The 14,604-nt window shown below is 67.3% G+C and carries 13 protein-coding genes, 1 tRNA gene and 2 rRNA genes; 11 read left to right on the forward strand and 5 right to left on the reverse strand.

Annotation, left to right across the window (positions count from 1 at the left end):
• From ACTIFS_RS19250 to ACTIFS_RS19265, 4 genes are all read left to right on the forward strand, one after another.
• A 23S ribosomal RNA gene (locus ACTIFS_RS19250) occupies positions 1-298 on the forward strand; the annotation flags it as partial.
• A gap of 80 nt (positions 299-378) precedes the next feature.
• A 5S ribosomal RNA gene (gene rrf / locus ACTIFS_RS19255) occupies positions 379-493 on the forward strand.
• Between the two features lie 105 nt (positions 494-598).
• Positions 599-675, forward strand: a tRNA-Met gene (locus ACTIFS_RS19260).
• Between the two features lie 122 nt (positions 676-797).
• Positions 798-1,598, forward strand: a complete 801-nt coding sequence (locus ACTIFS_RS19265) for a DUF72 domain-containing protein (protein WP_439575873.1) — start codon at positions 798-800, stop codon at positions 1,596-1,598.
• 52 nt (positions 1,599-1,650) lie between these two features.
• Here the strand turns inward: ACTIFS_RS19265 and upp are convergent, their stop codons facing one another.
• From upp to ACTIFS_RS19280, 3 genes are all read right to left on the reverse strand, one after another.
• Positions 1,651-2,280 (reverse strand): uracil phosphoribosyltransferase, encoded by a 630-nt coding sequence (gene upp / locus ACTIFS_RS19270; protein ID WP_439575742.1) that lies wholly within the window; start codon positions 2,278-2,280, stop codon positions 1,651-1,653.
• Between the two features lie 34 nt (positions 2,281-2,314).
• Positions 2,315-3,553 (reverse strand): URC4/urg3 family protein, encoded by a 1,239-nt coding sequence (locus ACTIFS_RS19275; protein WP_439575743.1) that lies wholly within the window; start codon positions 3,551-3,553, stop codon positions 2,315-2,317.
• 151 nt (positions 3,554-3,704) lie between these two features.
• Entirely contained in the window at positions 3,705-4,961 is a 1,257-nt protein-coding gene (locus tag ACTIFS_RS19280; protein ID WP_439575744.1) for a GTP cyclohydrolase II, read from the reverse strand.
• 356 nt (positions 4,962-5,317) lie between these two features.
• Here ACTIFS_RS19280 and ACTIFS_RS19285 point away from each other — a divergent pair, with 356 nt between their 5' ends.
• Positions 5,318-6,799 (forward strand): methyl-accepting chemotaxis protein, encoded by a 1,482-nt coding sequence (locus ACTIFS_RS19285; protein ID WP_439575745.1) that lies wholly within the window; start codon positions 5,318-5,320, stop codon positions 6,797-6,799.
• A 10-nt stretch (positions 6,800-6,809) separates the two neighbouring features.
• Here the strand turns inward: ACTIFS_RS19285 and ACTIFS_RS19290 are convergent, their stop codons facing one another.
• The gene (locus tag ACTIFS_RS19290; protein ID WP_439575746.1) at positions 6,810-8,618 is read right to left on the reverse strand and encodes a cation:proton antiporter domain-containing protein; all 1,809 of its coding nucleotides are present in this window, start codon (positions 8,616-8,618) and stop codon (positions 6,810-6,812) included.
• A 682-nt stretch (positions 8,619-9,300) separates the two neighbouring features.
• Here ACTIFS_RS19290 and ACTIFS_RS19295 point away from each other — a divergent pair.
• From ACTIFS_RS19295 to ACTIFS_RS19305, 3 genes are all read left to right on the forward strand, one after another.
• The gene (locus ACTIFS_RS19295) at positions 9,301-10,446 is read left to right on the forward strand and encodes a type III PLP-dependent enzyme (RefSeq protein ID WP_439575747.1); all 1,146 of its coding nucleotides are present in this window, start codon (positions 9,301-9,303) and stop codon (positions 10,444-10,446) included.
• A 222-nt stretch (positions 10,447-10,668) separates the two neighbouring features.
• Positions 10,669-11,256: a GNAT family N-acetyltransferase gene (locus ACTIFS_RS19300; RefSeq protein WP_439575748.1), complete on the forward strand. Its 588-nt coding sequence runs from the start codon at positions 10,669-10,671 to the stop codon at positions 11,254-11,256.
• A 116-nt stretch (positions 11,257-11,372) separates the two neighbouring features.
• The gene (locus ACTIFS_RS19305; protein WP_439575749.1) at positions 11,373-11,708 is read left to right on the forward strand and encodes a hypothetical protein; all 336 of its coding nucleotides are present in this window, start codon (positions 11,373-11,375) and stop codon (positions 11,706-11,708) included.
• 7 nt (positions 11,709-11,715) lie between these two features.
• On the opposite strand, the gene ACTIFS_RS19310 is transcribed toward ACTIFS_RS19305, so the two are convergent.
• On the reverse strand, positions 11,716-12,726 hold the full coding sequence (locus ACTIFS_RS19310) for an ABC transporter substrate-binding protein (protein ID WP_439575750.1): 1,011 nt from the start codon (positions 12,724-12,726) through the stop codon (positions 11,716-11,718).
• 188 nt (positions 12,727-12,914) lie between these two features.
• Here ACTIFS_RS19310 and ACTIFS_RS19315 point away from each other — a divergent pair, with 188 nt between their 5' ends.
• Genes ACTIFS_RS19315 through ACTIFS_RS19325 form a run of 3 tightly spaced genes read left to right on the forward strand, consistent with a single transcriptional unit; the run spans position 12,915 to position 14,599 of the window.
• On the forward strand, positions 12,915-13,382 hold the full coding sequence (locus tag ACTIFS_RS19315; RefSeq protein WP_439575874.1) for an Lrp/AsnC family transcriptional regulator: 468 nt from the start codon (positions 12,915-12,917) through the stop codon (positions 13,380-13,382).
• 4 nt (positions 13,383-13,386) lie between these two features.
• Positions 13,387-13,776 carry a RidA family protein gene (locus tag ACTIFS_RS19320; RefSeq protein ID WP_439575751.1) on the forward strand — a complete coding sequence of 130 codons (390 nt, stop codon included), beginning with the start codon at positions 13,387-13,389 and terminating at the stop codon, positions 13,774-13,776.
• Positions 13,777-13,792: 16 nt separating this feature from the next.
• Complete coding sequence (locus ACTIFS_RS19325) at positions 13,793-14,599, forward strand: creatininase family protein (RefSeq protein ID WP_439575752.1); 807 nt, start codon at positions 13,793-13,795, stop codon at positions 14,597-14,599.
• Positions 14,600-14,604 lie beyond the last annotated feature (5 nt).

A 14,604-nucleotide genomic window follows, 5' to 3' on the forward strand; every position in this document is an offset into this window, starting at 1 on the left:
ACGTCGTGAGACAGTTCGGTCCCTATCTGCCGTGGGTGTTGAAGACTTGAGAGGATCTGTCCCTAGTACGAGAGGACCGGGATGGACACACCTCTGGTGGAGCTGTTGTCGCGCCAGCGGCAGTGCAGCGTAGCTATGTGTGGACGGGATAACCGCTGAATGCATCTAAGCGGGAAACCCACCTCGAGACGAGGTCTTCCTTGAGAACCGTGGTAGACCACCACGTTGATAGGCCGGGTGTGGAAGCGCAGCAATGCGTGCAGCTTACCGGTACTAATCGTTCGATTGGCTTGAACGCTCTCATGACCCATGCCCATCCGGGCTGTGGTCATCGACTGAAGATCAAAATTCCAGCTTGCTTCGTTTGTCCTTCGCCGGCCTGGTGGCTATTGCGAGGAGCCTGAACCCGATCCCATCCCGAACTCGGCCGTTAAACTCCTCTGCGCCGATGGTACTATGTCTCAAGACCTGGGAGAGTAGGTCGCTGCCAGGCCTGCCAAGGACAAAGCTCTTTTGATGATGTTCTGAAACCGCGCTGCCCGCGCGGTTTCTTCGTTTTCGGGCCCGTGCTGCATAGCGGCAAGGCCGGTCCGGTTGGCGCGGGGTGGAGCAGCCCGGTAGCTCGTCAGGCTCATAACCTGAAGGTCGTCAGTTCAAATCTGGCCCCCGCAACCAAGATCACCCCGCACGGGTCACCGTGCGGGGTTTTTTCGTTTGCGTCACGTCAGGTCTTGGCGGCGGGCTCCTGCCACGATTCGCTACGGGCGTGTGCGAGGCTGTGCCCGGGAGGTGACGACATGGCCACACGTGGTGCGATCCGGGTCGGCATTGGCGGTTGGACCTTCGAGCCCTTGCGCGGGTCCTTCTATCCCTTCGGCCTGCCGCAGAAGGACGAACTGACCTATGCGAGCCGGGCGGTGACCGCGATCGAGGTCAACGGCACCTTCTATTCGTCGCAGAAGCCCGAGACCTTCGCCAAATGGCGATCGGAGACACCGGACGGCTTCGTGTTCTCGCTGAAGGGGCCGCGCTATGCCACGAACCGGCGGGAGTTGAAGGGGGCCGGTGACTCGGTGAACCGGTTCGTCGACAGCGGCATCGGCGAGCTCGGCGACAGGCTCGGGCCGATCAACTGGCAGCTCGCCGCCACGAAAGCCTTCAATCCCGACGACATCGACGCCTTCCTCGATCTGCTGCCGCGGAGCGTTGCCGGAATGCCGTTGCAACATGTGCTCGAGGTCCGGCACGCCAGCTTCATGACGGGTGAATTCATCGCCATCCTGCGCAAGCATCAGGTCGCGGCCGCTTTTGCCGACGAGCCGGACTACCCCTACTTCTTCGACGTGACGGCGCCCTTCGTTTATCTGCGCCTGCAATGCGCGCAGGAGGGCGAGCCTGCCGGCTATTCTTCCGACGCCCTGGACACCTGGGCGGGACGTGCGCGCGCATGGGCCACGGGCGGCGTTCCGGAGGATCTGCCGCAGATCACCGCGGATACGCCCCCAGCCGGGCCGCGGGATGTCTTCGTGTTCATGATCAACGGCTTCAAGCCGAAGGCCCCGGCGGCTGCCAAGGCGTTGATCGAACGGCTGGATTAGCGGTTCCGGTTCCGACCCATCGGCTGGGCAGGCGGCAGGTCGGTGCGGCCTCCTACTTCGTGCCGAACATCCGGTCGCCGGCGTCGCCAAGCCCCGGCACGATGTAGCCATGGTCGTTGAGATGGCTGTCGACCGAGGCGGTCCAGATGGCCACGTCCGGATGATGGGCGTGGAACTTGTCGATGCCTTCCGGGGCCGCCAGCAGGCAGACGAAACGCAGGTTCGACACGCCGCGCTCCTTCAGCCGCTCCACGGCGGCGATGGCCGAATTGGCCGTTGCCAGCATTGGATCCATGACGATGACCAGCCGGTCGGCGACATCTTCCGGAGCCTTGAAGTAGTATTCGACCGCCGTCAGCGTCTGCGGGTCGCGGTAGAGCCCGATATGGGCGACGCGGGCGGAGGGGACAAGTTCCAGCATGCCGTCGACAAAGCCGAGGCCGGCCCGCAGGATCGGCGCGAAAACCAGCTTCTTTCCCTCGATCCGGGGCGCCTTGATGGTGGTGAGCGGGGTCTCGATCTCGACCATCTCGATTGGCAGGTCGCGCGTCACCTCGTAGCACAGCAGCATGCCGATCTCGTGCAGAAGCTGCCGGAAGCCTTTGGTGGAGCGGGCCTTGTCGCGCATCAGCGACAGCTTGTGCTGCACCAGCGGGTGATCGACGACGGTGACATTCGGCATGAAATCCCTCCAGACGCTGTGCCGGGCTGTTGCTTCAGAAGACGGTTCCGTCGCTGACCACGCGGATCGGCGGCCCGCCGTCAGCCCGCTTTTCGCGCGCGAGGCGCCGGCCTGCGGCCCAGGTGCCGCCCTCCAGAACACGGGCCAGCGGAAAATCCCCGGCGGCAAGGCCAAGGCGCTCGCGCACCATGGGCGCGATGCGGTCGAGGAGGGCGACGGTCAGCCCGCGCCACTCCACAACCAGCGGACTGTCGATCCGGTTGTCGGCCGCGGCCGCCTCCGGCTCGCGCAGCGCGATGACACCGGTATCGAGAAACAGTCCGCCGTTTCGATATTCGGGCAGTCCCGTCAGTCCGTCGATGGCAGTGACCGTCAGGCCGGCCCATTGCAGCGGTTCGATCAGCGAATAGGACAGCCATTGCGAGAGCTTGTGGAACGGGACGAGGCCGTCGCTGGCATCGCCTGCGCGCATCAGGGGGTGGTGCCAGCAGTCCCCGAGCGACAGCCCGCCCAGCATGACGCGGCCCGGCCAGATCGGCCCGAGATGGGCCAGCACGGCGGCAAGAATGGTGGTGGCAGGCAGGGCGCCGTTGTCCGCGTCGGCGGCCAGGCGGTCGAAAAGACCGCCGGGCCGCGGAGCGTCGGCCACTGCGAAGGCGGCCGGATTGTCCCGCACGGCCATGCCGAGCCGGCTCAGCAAATTCGCGCGCCCCTCCAGCCCGACCAGCGGATTGTCCTCCGACACCTGAAACCCGGCGGCGATATCGCCCGCCGAGATCGCGGCGAGGCGTGCAGCATCCGCGCGCGGCGAGCGCCCGTCATCGGCGAAGGCGCCGGCCTCGAACATGCGCAGCGAGGCGACGGCCAGACCCTCCGATTTCGAGAGTTCGGCGCCCGTCGGCTCGTCGCGATAGCGCCAGGCCATGCCGGCGCCGGCATCGAGCAGCACCGAGACGATGGCGAGATCGAAGGCGGTGCGGCCGCGTTCGGCCGGGTCGGCGATGGCGTCGACCAATTGCCGGCCAAGATCGCGGTCACCGGCACGGAAATGCCGCCAGCGCGCGTGAAAGGGGATGACCAGATCCGGGTAATTGTCCCGGATCACGTCCACCACGCAGTCCGCCGCTGCGGGCAGCCGGTCCATGTCCACGGTGAAGGCGATCAGCCTGTCGTCCAGGCCCAGCGCGAGCATCCGTGCCGCACGCTCCCTGACCGCGGAGGCCGTAAGCAGCGAGCGTGCCGCCCGCGGGGCATCGAGCATGGCGAAGGCCATCACAGGCACTCCGATGGAAGACAGGTCTGTTCCGGTGAGGTGGCTTCGTCGTGGCGCAAATTTTCACCCCCAAACGGTGGCCGGTCGAGTGCACCGAACCTCGAAGGGCGCGCGAACGCCGCGCTGTCCGCAGCCGACGGGGCATCCATATTCAGAAATCCTCGATCCGGCGGCCGACAACCCGGCTGAGATCGTCCTTGGTCGGCGGTGCCTCCGGCGTGAAATAGCCGGCCGCCTTCTTCGCCTCCATCTCCACCGATGCGTCGGGCGGGATCAGGTCGGCCGGGATCGGCACGCGCTCGACGACATCGATCCCGGCCTGGACCAGCGCGTCGTGCTTCATGTTGGACATGGACATGAACCGGTCGATGCGGCGGATGCCGAGCCAGTGCATCACGTCCGGCATGAGCTGCTGGAAGCGCGCATCCTGGACGCCCGCCACGCATTCGGTGCGCTCGAAATAGGTCGAGGCCTGATCGCCGCCCTCCTGCCGCTTGCGCGCATTGTAGACAAGGAACTTCGTCACCTCGCCGAGGGCCCGGCCCTCCTTTCGGTTGTAGACGACAAAGCCGACGCCGCCGGCCTGCGCGTCGCGGGCGGCCTCCTCGATGCCGTGGACCAGATAGGGCCGGCAGGTGCAGATGTCGGAGCCGAACACGTCCGATCCGTTGCACTCGTCGTGCAGGCGGCCGGAGATGAAGGTCTTCGGATCGCCCAGCTTCGACAGGTCGCCGAACAGATAGGCCGTGATGTTGCCGATCGGCGGCAGGAAGGCGGTCATGTCCGGCCGCGTCACCAGTTCCGGGTACATGCCGCCGGTCTGCTCGAACAGGGTGCGCCTCAGGTTGGTCTCCGAGGTCCCGAACCGCTCGGCGATGCCCGGCAGGTACCAGACCGGATCGATGGCGATCTTGACGCAGGCGATATCGCCGCTGTCGCGGACGATCTGGCCGTCCGCCTTCAGCCGCTTGCCGATATCGTCCTTCAGTTCGGGAAGGGTCAGGCGCGCCTTGGTGATGGCGATGGAGGGGCGGATGTCGACGCCCTCGGCGATCAGATCGCGATAGGCATCGCCGACCAGATGCCCGAACGGATCCATCGAGACGATGCGGCCGGGCTCGGACCATTGCGGGAACGGGCCGATCGGGACGACCGGATGGGTGTTGGTGAGGTCCGGCCGCTGGATCGGGTTGAGCGCGCCGGCCGAAACCGCCAGCGCCCGGTAGAGCGCGTAGGAGCCGCCATGGGTGCCGATGGCATTGCGGTCCGGTCCGGCATTGACGGTGGCGACCACCGGACCGCGCGCCTCTGGGGTCGGCGCCCCCCAGTTCAGGCGGAACCGCGATGCCGTGCCGGCTCCTGGATGCGAGGTCAGCCTGATGTGACCCGACTTGTTGACGCTCATCATGTCCTCGATCCCCTCGGGGTTCCGGAACGGATACGGCCCCCCGTCCCGGAATGGCGGAGGGCCGTCGATAAGCACCTGACCTTGGCAAAACCGGCAGGGTTCGGCAAGGGGCACCGCTTGCCGCTGGCGATCGGCAGGTGGTCAGAGCGGAGCTGACCAGGAGGAAGTATCGAGCCAAAAATGCTCATGCAAACGCTGTGTGCGCTATCGTATTCAGCGCCAGCTTATCTTTGCGTTAACTCATCTTTCACCATGCGAGCGCAAGTTGAACATCGACGGGCATGAAACCGCCTCCAGCCGTACCCCCGTGCGGCGGCATGCGGATGAGGGGCGCGCGGGGGTCTTGGGGCGACGTCATGCTGGGCTTCCAGTCGAAACGGGCAGCGGATGACGGGGCGCGGCTCGCCGCGCTTGATCGCGTCCAGGCGATCATCGAGTTCGATCTGTCCGGAAACATCCTTGCCGCCAATGCCAATTTCCTTGCCGCGACGGGCTACGAGCTGAAGGAGATTGTCGGGCGCCACCACAGCCTGTTCGTCGATCCGGCCTATCGCGACTCGCAGGACTATCGCGACTTCTGGGAGCGGCTGCGGCGCGGCGAGTTCTCGGCCGGCCAGTTCCGCCGTCTGGCGAAGGGCGGGCGCGAGGTCTGGATCGAGGCGTCCTACAATCCGATCCTCGACCGGGCCGGCAAGCCGATCAAAGTGGTGAAGTTCGCCACCGACATCACCCGACAGAAGCGGGACGATGCGGACCGCGCCGGCCAGATCGCCGCCATCCGCAAGGCGCAGGCGGTGATCGAGTTCACGCTCGACGGCATCATTCTCGATGCCAACGAGAACTTCCTGAAGACGGTCGGCTATGGCCTCGGCGAGATTGTCGGCCAGCACCACGGCATGTTCGTGGAACCGTCCTACCGGACAAGCCCCGACTATGCCGCCTTCTGGGCGAGGCTGAAGCGCGGCGAATATGATGCTGCCGAATACCGTCGCCTTGGCAAGGGCGGCAGGGAGATCTGGATCCAGGCCTCCTACAATCCGATCCTCGATGCTTCGGGCCGGCCCTACAAGGTGGTCAAGTTCGCCACCGACATCACCAGCCAGGTTCACCTGCTGGACCAGCTGCGGACCATCATCGACCGGAACTTCGGCGAGATCGACCAGGCGCTGAAACATTCCACCGGCCAGTCCCAGGCTGCCTCTCAGGGCGCCGAGGCCACGTCCGGCACCGTGCAGGCCATGGCGGCGGCGGCGGAGGAACTGGCCGCCTCCGTATCGGAGATCGCCGGCAGCATGTCCAAGTCGCGCGAGGAGGTGGACAAGGCTTTCCGCGAGGCCGAGGCAGCGGGCGACTTCACCCGGCGCCTGACCGATGCGGCGACGGCGATGGGCGGCATCGTGGCGCTCATCTCGACCATTGCCGGACAGATCAACCTGCTGGCGCTGAACGCCACCATCGAATCCGCGCGCGCGGGCGATGCGGGTCGCGGCTTCGCGGTGGTGGCGCAGGAGGTGAAGAACCTTGCCAATCAGGCCGGCCGCGCCACCGACCAGATCAGCGCGGAGATCAACGGCGTGCAGCAGATCTCGGGTGAGGTGGTGAAGGCGCTCGGGGCGATCTGCGGATCGGTCGAGATCCTGCGTGGCAATGTTGCCGCGACCGCCGCTGCGGTCGAGGAGCAGAGCGCCGTGACGCGCGACATGTCGGCAAGCATGCAGGGCGCCTCGCGCTCGGTCGCCGAGATCGCGACGGGCGTCGGGGCCATGGCCGCGGCGGTCGGCCAGGTCTCCCAGGCGGTGGAGACGACCCGCGAGGCCGCGCGCGTGCTGATGCGCTGACCCGGTCCGCTCAGCTGCCGCCCGCCGCTGCCGGGCGCGAGGAGCGCAGGACCTGGCGGACGCGCTCCGGATCGCCTCCGGCATCCTGCAGGGCCTGGCGGAACAGGTCGCGCCGCTCGTGGACGGAGGCGATGACCAGGCCGGCCGGCACGCCGAGGTCGAGCAGCACGGCTTCTGAGAGCTGGAGGCTGGCCTCGATGGTCTCCGGCACGGCGTCGGTCACGCCGATCCGGTAGAGCTGGCGGGCGTGGTCGGCATCGCGGGCGCGCGCAATGATGGTGAGGTCCGGCCGCAGGCCCTTGGCCACCCTGGCGATCTCGTCGATGGCGCCGGCGGTGTGGATGGTCAGCACCAGCGCGGAGGCCTCGCGGATGCCGCACATGCCGAGAAAGCCGGGCGAGGCGGCATCGCCGAAATAGACCTCGTGACCGGACCGCCGCAGCATCGCGATCTCGCGCACGTCGCGGTCGATGGCGATGAACGGAATGGCGTGGCGCTGCAGCATCTCGCAGACCAGCTGGCCGACCCGGCCGTAGCCGACGACGACGACATGCCGCCCAGCCGTTTCCGGCGGGGCGACCAGCAGTTCGGGATCGACGGTCGCCGGCGCCTGCAGCCGCTTCTCGAATCGCTCGCCGAGCCTGTCGAGAAGCGGCACCAGCGCCATGCCGACGGCTGTGAGCGTCGTGACGAAAGCGCCGGTCGCCGCGGCGACGACGCCGGCGGCCACGGACAGCTTGATGATGACGAAGGCGAACTCGCCGGCCGGTGCCAGCAGCAGCGCGCTGCGCATGGCCACTGTCCAGGTCTGGCCGAACAGGCGGGCCAGCGGCACGATGATCGCCATCTTCACCAGCAGCAGCCCGACAAGCAGCCCGAAGAACGTGCCGGGGCTGCCAATGATGATGCCGAGATCGATCGACAGGCCGACGGAGAAGAAGAAGGCGCCGAGCAGAATGCCCTTGAACGGGGCCAGCGTTGCCTCCACCGCCCGGCGGAATTCGGTCTCGGCCAGCAGCAGGCCGGCGACGAAGGCACCAAGTGCCATGGACAGGCCGAAGGCGGCCGTGACGACGCCGGTGCCGACCGCCACCAGTACCGCTGCCGCCACGAAGGCCTCCGGCTCGTCGGCGCTTGCCACCATCCGCATGAAGGGCCGCAGGATGAGGCGGCCGATGATCACCACCAGCACGATGGCCAGAACGCCCTGGGCGACGGCCAGCGTGAGGCCGCCCCAGATGGAGCCGCCATCCGTGCGCGCCGCAAAGACCCCGACCATGAACAGGAGCGGGATCACCGCGAGATCCTGAAAGAGCAGGACGGCGAAGGTGGCGCGTCCGGTGCCCGAGGCGAGGCGCCGCCGCGCCGCCAGATGCTCGACCACGATGGCGGTGGACGACAGGGCGAGCGCCCCGCCGATCAGGATGGTGGCCGCCACCGGCCGTCCGACCCAGGCAACCGCGAGGGCAATGACGGCCGTCGTCACCACCACCTGCATCGAGCCGAGCCCGAGCATGAGGGTGCGCATGCGGGCCAGACGCTCGAAGGAGAGTTCGAGGCCGATGAGGAAAAGGAGGAAGACGACGCCGAGTTCGGCGAAGGCTGCGATCTGGACGCTGTCGGTGGCGGTGATGAAGCGCAGCCAGTCCCACTGGGCGGCAAGCTGGCCAAGGCCGGAAGGGCCGAGCAGCGTCCCGATGCCGAGGAAGCCGAGGACCGGACTGACGCCGAGGCGGCCGAGCACGGGCACGGCAACCGCGGTGGTGCCGAGAATGATCAGGATATCCTTGTAGGCGGCGATATCGACGGTTGCTGCCACTTGCGTCTGGTCTCGCCGGGGGGAGGATTGCTGTGCGGCAAGGCTATCAGGGCGCGCGGCGGATTGTCCATGAAAGACGCCCGTCGGCCGTCGCCATGAACATCCGTTAAGCCGATGAAGCCCCAAGCGAAAATTCGTGAGGCCGGGGGTCGAAAAAGGCTTGCGCCCGGGTGTGAATCTGTTATCACCCCCTTGCCCAATTTCGCACGTGCCTGTGGTTGCGTGCCGGTTGGTGGGCATCCGGACAAGAGGCCGGACAGCCGCCCGAAGACAAGGCCTATCCGGTTCGCCGGCCAAGGCAGGGGCGTCGCAAGACGCGGGGTCTTCGATAACCTAACCGGCAGCCGGAGGCGAACCGGCGAACCCTGCCCTCCGCAGGGGACGCGACTTGAAGCAACGACGATCGGGCTTTTTTGGTCTCAGCTGGTGTCCAGAGCCAGCTACCGAAGAGGCTTGTTCTTCTTGCCGGCCGTGCGGTGCGGGGTCTCCCCAAGCCAATCGAAGGCATTGCTGTCCGGTCGCGGATCGTTGATCCGTGCCCCGGATATGATGTCTCGGCGAACGTCATCGGGTGGTGCCCGCCACCGGTCATCCGTCTCCAAAGCGGACCCGGAAAGCGCGAAACCTCCCATGGGTTCCATTCCTTTTGCGGGCCGTCAGGCGGCCCGAGGGGGAGGCTTCAATGACCGACCGTATCCGCGAGTTCCTTCGCAACCGCCGTGACGACGGCCCCATTCTCGTGCTCGACCTGGAGGTCGTCGCCGAGAACTTCGCCAAGTTCGCCCGGGCGCTTCCCGACACGCGCGTGTTCTACGCCGTGAAGGCCAATCCTGCGCCCGAAGTCCTCAACCTGCTCGCCGAGATGGGCTCGAGCTTCGACTGCGCGTCCGTGGTCGAGATCGAGCAGGTCCTGGTGACGGGCGCCACGCCCGACCGCATCTCCTTCGGCAACACGATCAAGAAGGAAAAGGACATCGCGCGCGCCCTCCAGTACGGCGTGCGGCTGTTCGCGGTCGATTGCGAGGCCGAGGTCGAGAAGATCGCCCGCCAGGCCACCGCCATCGGCGCCATGGACGTCAAGGTCTTCTGCCGCTTCCTGCAGGACTGCGAGGGTGCCGAATGGCCGCTCTCGCGCAAGTTCGGCTGCGCGGCGGAGATGGCTCCGCGCGTCCTCGAGCACGCCCACCGGCTTGGCCTCGTCGCCTATGGCCTGTCGTTCCATGTCGGATCGCAGCAGACCAACATGGGGGCCTGGGACCAGGCGCTGACCACTGCCTCCTCGATCTTCCGCACGCTCGCCGAGCGGGGCATCGAGCTGAAGATGGTCAATATGGGCGGCGGCTTCCCGACGCGCTACCTGAAGGACGTGCCGGCGGCCGAGGCCTATGGTGCCTCCATCTTCGAGGCGCTGACCCGCCACTTCGGCAACCGCATTCCGGAGACGATCATCGAGCCGGGCCGCGGCATGGTCGGCAATGCCGGCATCATCGAGACCGAGGTCGTCCTCATCTCGAGGAAGTCGGACGAGGACGAGGTGCGCTGGGTCTATCTGGACATCGGCAAGTTCCACGGTCTCGCCGAGACCATGGACGAGGCGATCCGCTACCCGATCCTCACGGAGCGGGATGGCGATGCCAAGGCCCCCTGCGTGCTGGCCGGCCCGACCTGCGATTCGGTCGACGTGATGTACGAGAAGGTTCCCTACGATCTGCCCGTGTCGCTCTCCATCGGCGACAAGGTGCTGATCGAGGCGACCGGCGCCTACACCACGACCTATTCGACGGTCGGCTTCAACGGCTTCGCGCCGCTGGCGAGCGTGTGCATCTGACGCCGGTCTGAACCGGACCCGCCCGGCCTGCCGGGCGGGGCCCTTCCCAAAGCCCAAGCGTCCCGACCGGCCGGGGTCTCCCCGGAACGAGGGCTGTCGTCTCTCTCCTGGGGCCTTCCGCTTTTCGACGAAGAGCGCGGCGGCTCCGGATCCCCTGTGGTCGCATTTTGAGGCGCAGAATCGCTTCTGCCGAAAATGCTCCTGCCGAGAAGGACCGCGGCCATGACCGTGCATGTCGCCCCGAAGGACTTCACCGCCACGCCGGTCGTCATCGCCGACGAGCAGGCCCGCCATGCAGAAGCGCGCGAGGCGCTGCTGGATGCGGCGTTCGGTGAGGCCCGCCTTGCCAAGACCTGCGAGCGCCTGCGCGAGGGCCGCCTTCCGGCAGAAGGCCTTGCGCTGGTGGCGATGCTTGGCGAACGCCTGGTCGGAACCGTGCGCCTGTGGAACGTGGCCCTCGGGCCGCAGCGGCCGGCGCTGATGCTCGGACCGCTGGCGGTCGATGGCTCGATCCGTTCGGCCGGCATCGGTGCCATGCTGATGCGCGAGGCGCTCGGGCGCGCCCGCGACGACGGGCACCGGGTCGTGATTCTGGTGGGCGATGCGCCCTATTACGGACGCTTCGGCTTTTCCTCCCGCAATATGGACCGTCTCTGGCTCCCCGGACCGGTCGATCGCGCACGCTTCCTCGGGCTTGACCTCATCCCCGGCGCACTGGACGGCGCCCGCGGGCTGGTCAGCCCGACCGGGGCGGAAGCGCCCCGCTGGCAGGGTCTGGACCTGTCGGCCACCTGGCGGCGCGCAGCCTGACCCGCGTCGCCTTTGCAGTGCGGCCTGCCGGTCACACTTCCTCAAGGTGTGACCGGCAGGCTATCGACCGAAGCGCGCCGCGGCGCTAGAGTCCTGCGACGCATCTGGAGCATGTCATGATCCGCAAGCTGGCCATTGGCCTTGTCGCCGCGACCGCCCTGTTCGCCGTCGAGGCGGCGATCCACCAGGCTGAGGCCCAGCAGCGTCGCCGAGGGGCGGTGCCGGAGGTGCGCGTCACCCGGCCGAGCTGGCTGATCACGCCGAAAGTCGCCTTTGCCGGCGACCGGCTGTCGATGCGGCCTGACATGGTGCATTCGCCCTTCTCCGTCACGGGGGAGCCGGTGGCCATGTCCAACTCGATGCGCGGCAGGGCCGGACGTGACCGCTTCTGGGGCTCGCCCGGCTATACGGTGCAGTGGCCCTGGCCGGCCGCCTTCTACGCCGGCAACTGATCAGCGATCAGGCGCGCCGGAGTTCCCGGCCAAGCCCCTTGTTGACGAAGCGCGGGTCGAAGGCCCGCCGCCAGTCGGTGTCGGGGCGACACAGGCCGATGCGCACCAGCGTGTCGAAGAAGCGCTTGACCCGCTCGTCCGTCATGGCCCCGATGCCCTTGGTTTCGGCATCGCCCGAATCGACGATGCCGAGGGCCTTCATGCGCCCCAGCGCATAGGCAAGCTTGTCCGGGCCCATGTCCGGATTGGCGCGGCGGATCATGGCATTGGCGGCTTCGTTGTCGCCGTACAGATAATTGTACCAGCCGATGATGGAGCCCTCGACGAAGCGCTGCACCACCGAGGGCTGCTCGTCGAGCAGCGCGCGGCGTGTCTCGATCGTGGTCGAATAGGGATCGAACCCGGCATCGGCCAGCAGGAACACCTGCGGCCGGAAACCGGCCGTTGTCTCGATCGCATAGGGTTCGGAGGTCAGATAGCCCTGCATGGCCGAACGCCTGTCGGCCAGAAACGGCTGGGCGTTGAACGTGTAGGGCTTCACCTGCTCGTCGCGGAACCCGTATTCGGCTTTCATCCAGCGGAAGAAGGTGGCGATGCCGGTTTGCGAGATGAACAGCGTGGGCAGGCCCGTCAGGTCGCGGAAGGTCTCGATGCCCTGGCCGGGATGGGCGAGCATCACCTGCGGGTCCTTCTGGAACAGGGCGGCCACGGCCAGCGTCGGCACGTTCTGCTCCACCGCCGCAAAGGCCTGAATCAGGTTGCCGCCCATGAAGAAATCGAGCCGGCCGACGGTCATCAGCATGCGGTTGTTGGTCTGCGGCCCGCCGGGAACGATGGTCACGTCGAGCCCGAGCCGGCGGTAGGTGCCGTCCGCAACCGACTGGTAGAAGCCGCCATGCTCGGCCTGCGCCACCCAGTTGGTGCCGAAGCTGACGGTCTGAAGCGCCTGGGCCCTCACCAGCGGGGCGGGCAGCGCCGCGGCAGCGAAGCCAGCCAGGACGGAGCGACGGGAGGTCATGGCGGTCTCCTCGGGGAGGGAGGAATCATGAAGGATGATACGCCTGCTTTTGCGCCGCACAAAATAGACCTTTGGCGTGCAGGCGCGTGCCGGTGCTCGCCTTCGGTCGGGCGACGGTCTAGACCGGAGAGCGGACGAAGCGCACATCAGCCAGAGGAGCGGGGGCGAGCATGAAGGGGGCGATGAAGATGGACGATACCGACCGGCGCATCCTGGCGGTGCTGCAGCAGGACGCCTCGCTGTCGATCGCCGAGATCGCGTCGCGGGCGGGCCTGTCCACGACCCCGGCCTGGAAGCGCATCCAGAAGCTCGAGGCCGAGGGCATCATCCGCGGCCGCGTGGCGCTGCTCGATCCGCGCAAGCTGGGGCTCGGCCTGACGGTCTTCGTGTCGATCGAGACTTCCGACCATTCCGAGGGCTGGCTGGCCCGTTTCGCCGAGATGGTCGCGGCCATGCCCGAGGTCATGGAGTTCTACCGGATGGCCGGTGATGTCGACTACATGCTGCGCGTGGTGGTGGCCGATATGGATGCCTATGATGCCTTCTACAAGCGACTGATCGCCCAGGCGCCGCTGAAGAATGTCACATCGCGCTTTGCCATGGAGCGGATCAAGCAGACGACCGCCCTGCCCATCCAGGCCGGAAAGGTGGCCTGACGCCATGCTGAGAAAGCTCACGCCCGCTGCCATGCCGGCGCCTTTTGCGAAATATTCGCATGCGGTGGAAGTGCCCGCCGGTTCGCGCCTCATGTTCTGCTCCGGCCAGCTCGGCGTCGGCGCGGACGGCACGGTGCCCGACAGCGCCGAGGCGCAGGCGGACCTGTGCTTCGCCGCCATCGGCCACATGCTGGCCGAGGCCGGCATGGATTTTTCCGATATCGTGCGGATCAATGCCTTTGTCACGGACCGGGCGCACATGGCCGGCTACATGGCCTCGCGCGACCGGCACGTCACGAACCCTCCGCCGGCCTCCACCCTGATGATCGTCTCCGGCTTCACGCGGGCCGAGTTCAAGGTCGAGGTGGAGATCGTGGCGGCACGGGCCGCCTGAAGAGGGGGAGACGGTCATGCTGCCGCGCCAGCTCTGGGCCGAGATGACGACGGAGGAGTTCCGCACCGGCGACACGCGGTCCTGGATCGCGGTCCTGCCGATCGCGGCCACCGAGCAGCACGGGCCGCATCTGGCGCTGGCGGTCGACACGGTGATCGCCGAAGGCAATGTGCAGGCCGTGCGCGACATCCTGCCGAAGGACCTGCCCGTCACCTTCCTGCCGACGGTCTGGATGGGCCTGTCCACCGAGCACCAGGCCTTTCCCGGCACACTGACGCTGTCGGCCGGGACGCAGGTCAGTCTCCTCACTGAACTTGCCGATGGTGTTGCACGGGCCGGCGTCCGCAAACTGGTGATCGCCAACTCCCATGGCGGCAATGTCGCGGCGATGGACATGGTGGCGCGCGACCTGAGGGTCCGGCACGGGATGCTGGTCGTGACCTGTTCCTGGCACCGGCTCGGTGCGCCCGACGGGCTGTTCTCCGATGCCGAGCGGCAGCACGGCATCCATGGCGGGGAGATCGAGACGGCGCAGATGCTGCATCTCCGGCGCGATCTGGTTCACATGGCGAAGGCCCGCGATTTCGGTTCGGCCGCGACCGGCATGGAGCGCGCCTACCGGCACCTGCGCGCAACCGGGCCGGTCGGCTTCGGCTGGGCAAGCGAGGACCTGTCGACGGCGGGCGCCATCGGCAATGCGGCCGCCGCGACGCCGGCGGCGGGACGCGAGCAGACGGAGTTCACCGCCCGTGCCTTTGTCGATCTCCTGAAGGACGTCCACCGGTTCCCGCTGGACAGGCTCGGAACCGGCTCGCTCGCCTGACGGCC

The organism is Phreatobacter sp. (assembly GCF_051860605.1).
Lineage (GTDB): Bacteria > Pseudomonadota > Alphaproteobacteria > Rhizobiales > Phreatobacteraceae > Phreatobacter.

What these genes read in the sequence shown, in the direction of transcription:
- ACTIFS_RS19275 (WP_439575743.1), bottom strand. Translation starts at nt 3,553, where the DNA reads ATGGCCTTCGCCATGCTCGATGCCCCGCGGGCGGCACGCTCGCTGCTT.
- ACTIFS_RS19265 (WP_439575873.1), top strand. Translation starts at nt 798, where the DNA reads ATGGCCACACGTGGTGCGATCCGGGTCGGCATTGGCGGTTGGACCTTC.
- upp (WP_439575742.1), bottom strand. Translation starts at nt 2,280, where the DNA reads ATGCCGAATGTCACCGTCGTCGATCACCCGCTGGTGCAGCACAAGCTG.
- ACTIFS_RS19325 (WP_439575752.1), top strand. Translation starts at nt 13,793, where the DNA reads ATGCTGCCGCGCCAGCTCTGGGCCGAGATGACGACGGAGGAGTTCCGC.
- ACTIFS_RS19300 (WP_439575748.1), top strand. Translation starts at nt 10,669, where the DNA reads ATGACCGTGCATGTCGCCCCGAAGGACTTCACCGCCACGCCGGTCGTC.
- ACTIFS_RS19320 (WP_439575751.1), top strand. Translation starts at nt 13,387, where the DNA reads ATGCTGAGAAAGCTCACGCCCGCTGCCATGCCGGCGCCTTTTGCGAAA.
- ACTIFS_RS19295 (WP_439575747.1), top strand. Translation starts at nt 9,301, where the DNA reads ATGACCGACCGTATCCGCGAGTTCCTTCGCAACCGCCGTGACGACGGC.
- ACTIFS_RS19310 (WP_439575750.1), bottom strand. Translation starts at nt 12,726, where the DNA reads ATGACCTCCCGTCGCTCCGTCCTGGCTGGCTTCGCTGCCGCGGCGCTG.
- ACTIFS_RS19280 (WP_439575744.1), bottom strand. Translation starts at nt 4,961, where the DNA reads ATGATGAGCGTCAACAAGTCGGGTCACATCAGGCTGACCTCGCATCCA.
- ACTIFS_RS19305 (WP_439575749.1), top strand. Translation starts at nt 11,373, where the DNA reads ATGATCCGCAAGCTGGCCATTGGCCTTGTCGCCGCGACCGCCCTGTTC.
- ACTIFS_RS19315 (WP_439575874.1), top strand. Translation starts at nt 12,915, where the DNA reads ATGGACGATACCGACCGGCGCATCCTGGCGGTGCTGCAGCAGGACGCC.
- ACTIFS_RS19285 (WP_439575745.1), top strand. Translation starts at nt 5,318, where the DNA reads ATGCTGGGCTTCCAGTCGAAACGGGCAGCGGATGACGGGGCGCGGCTC.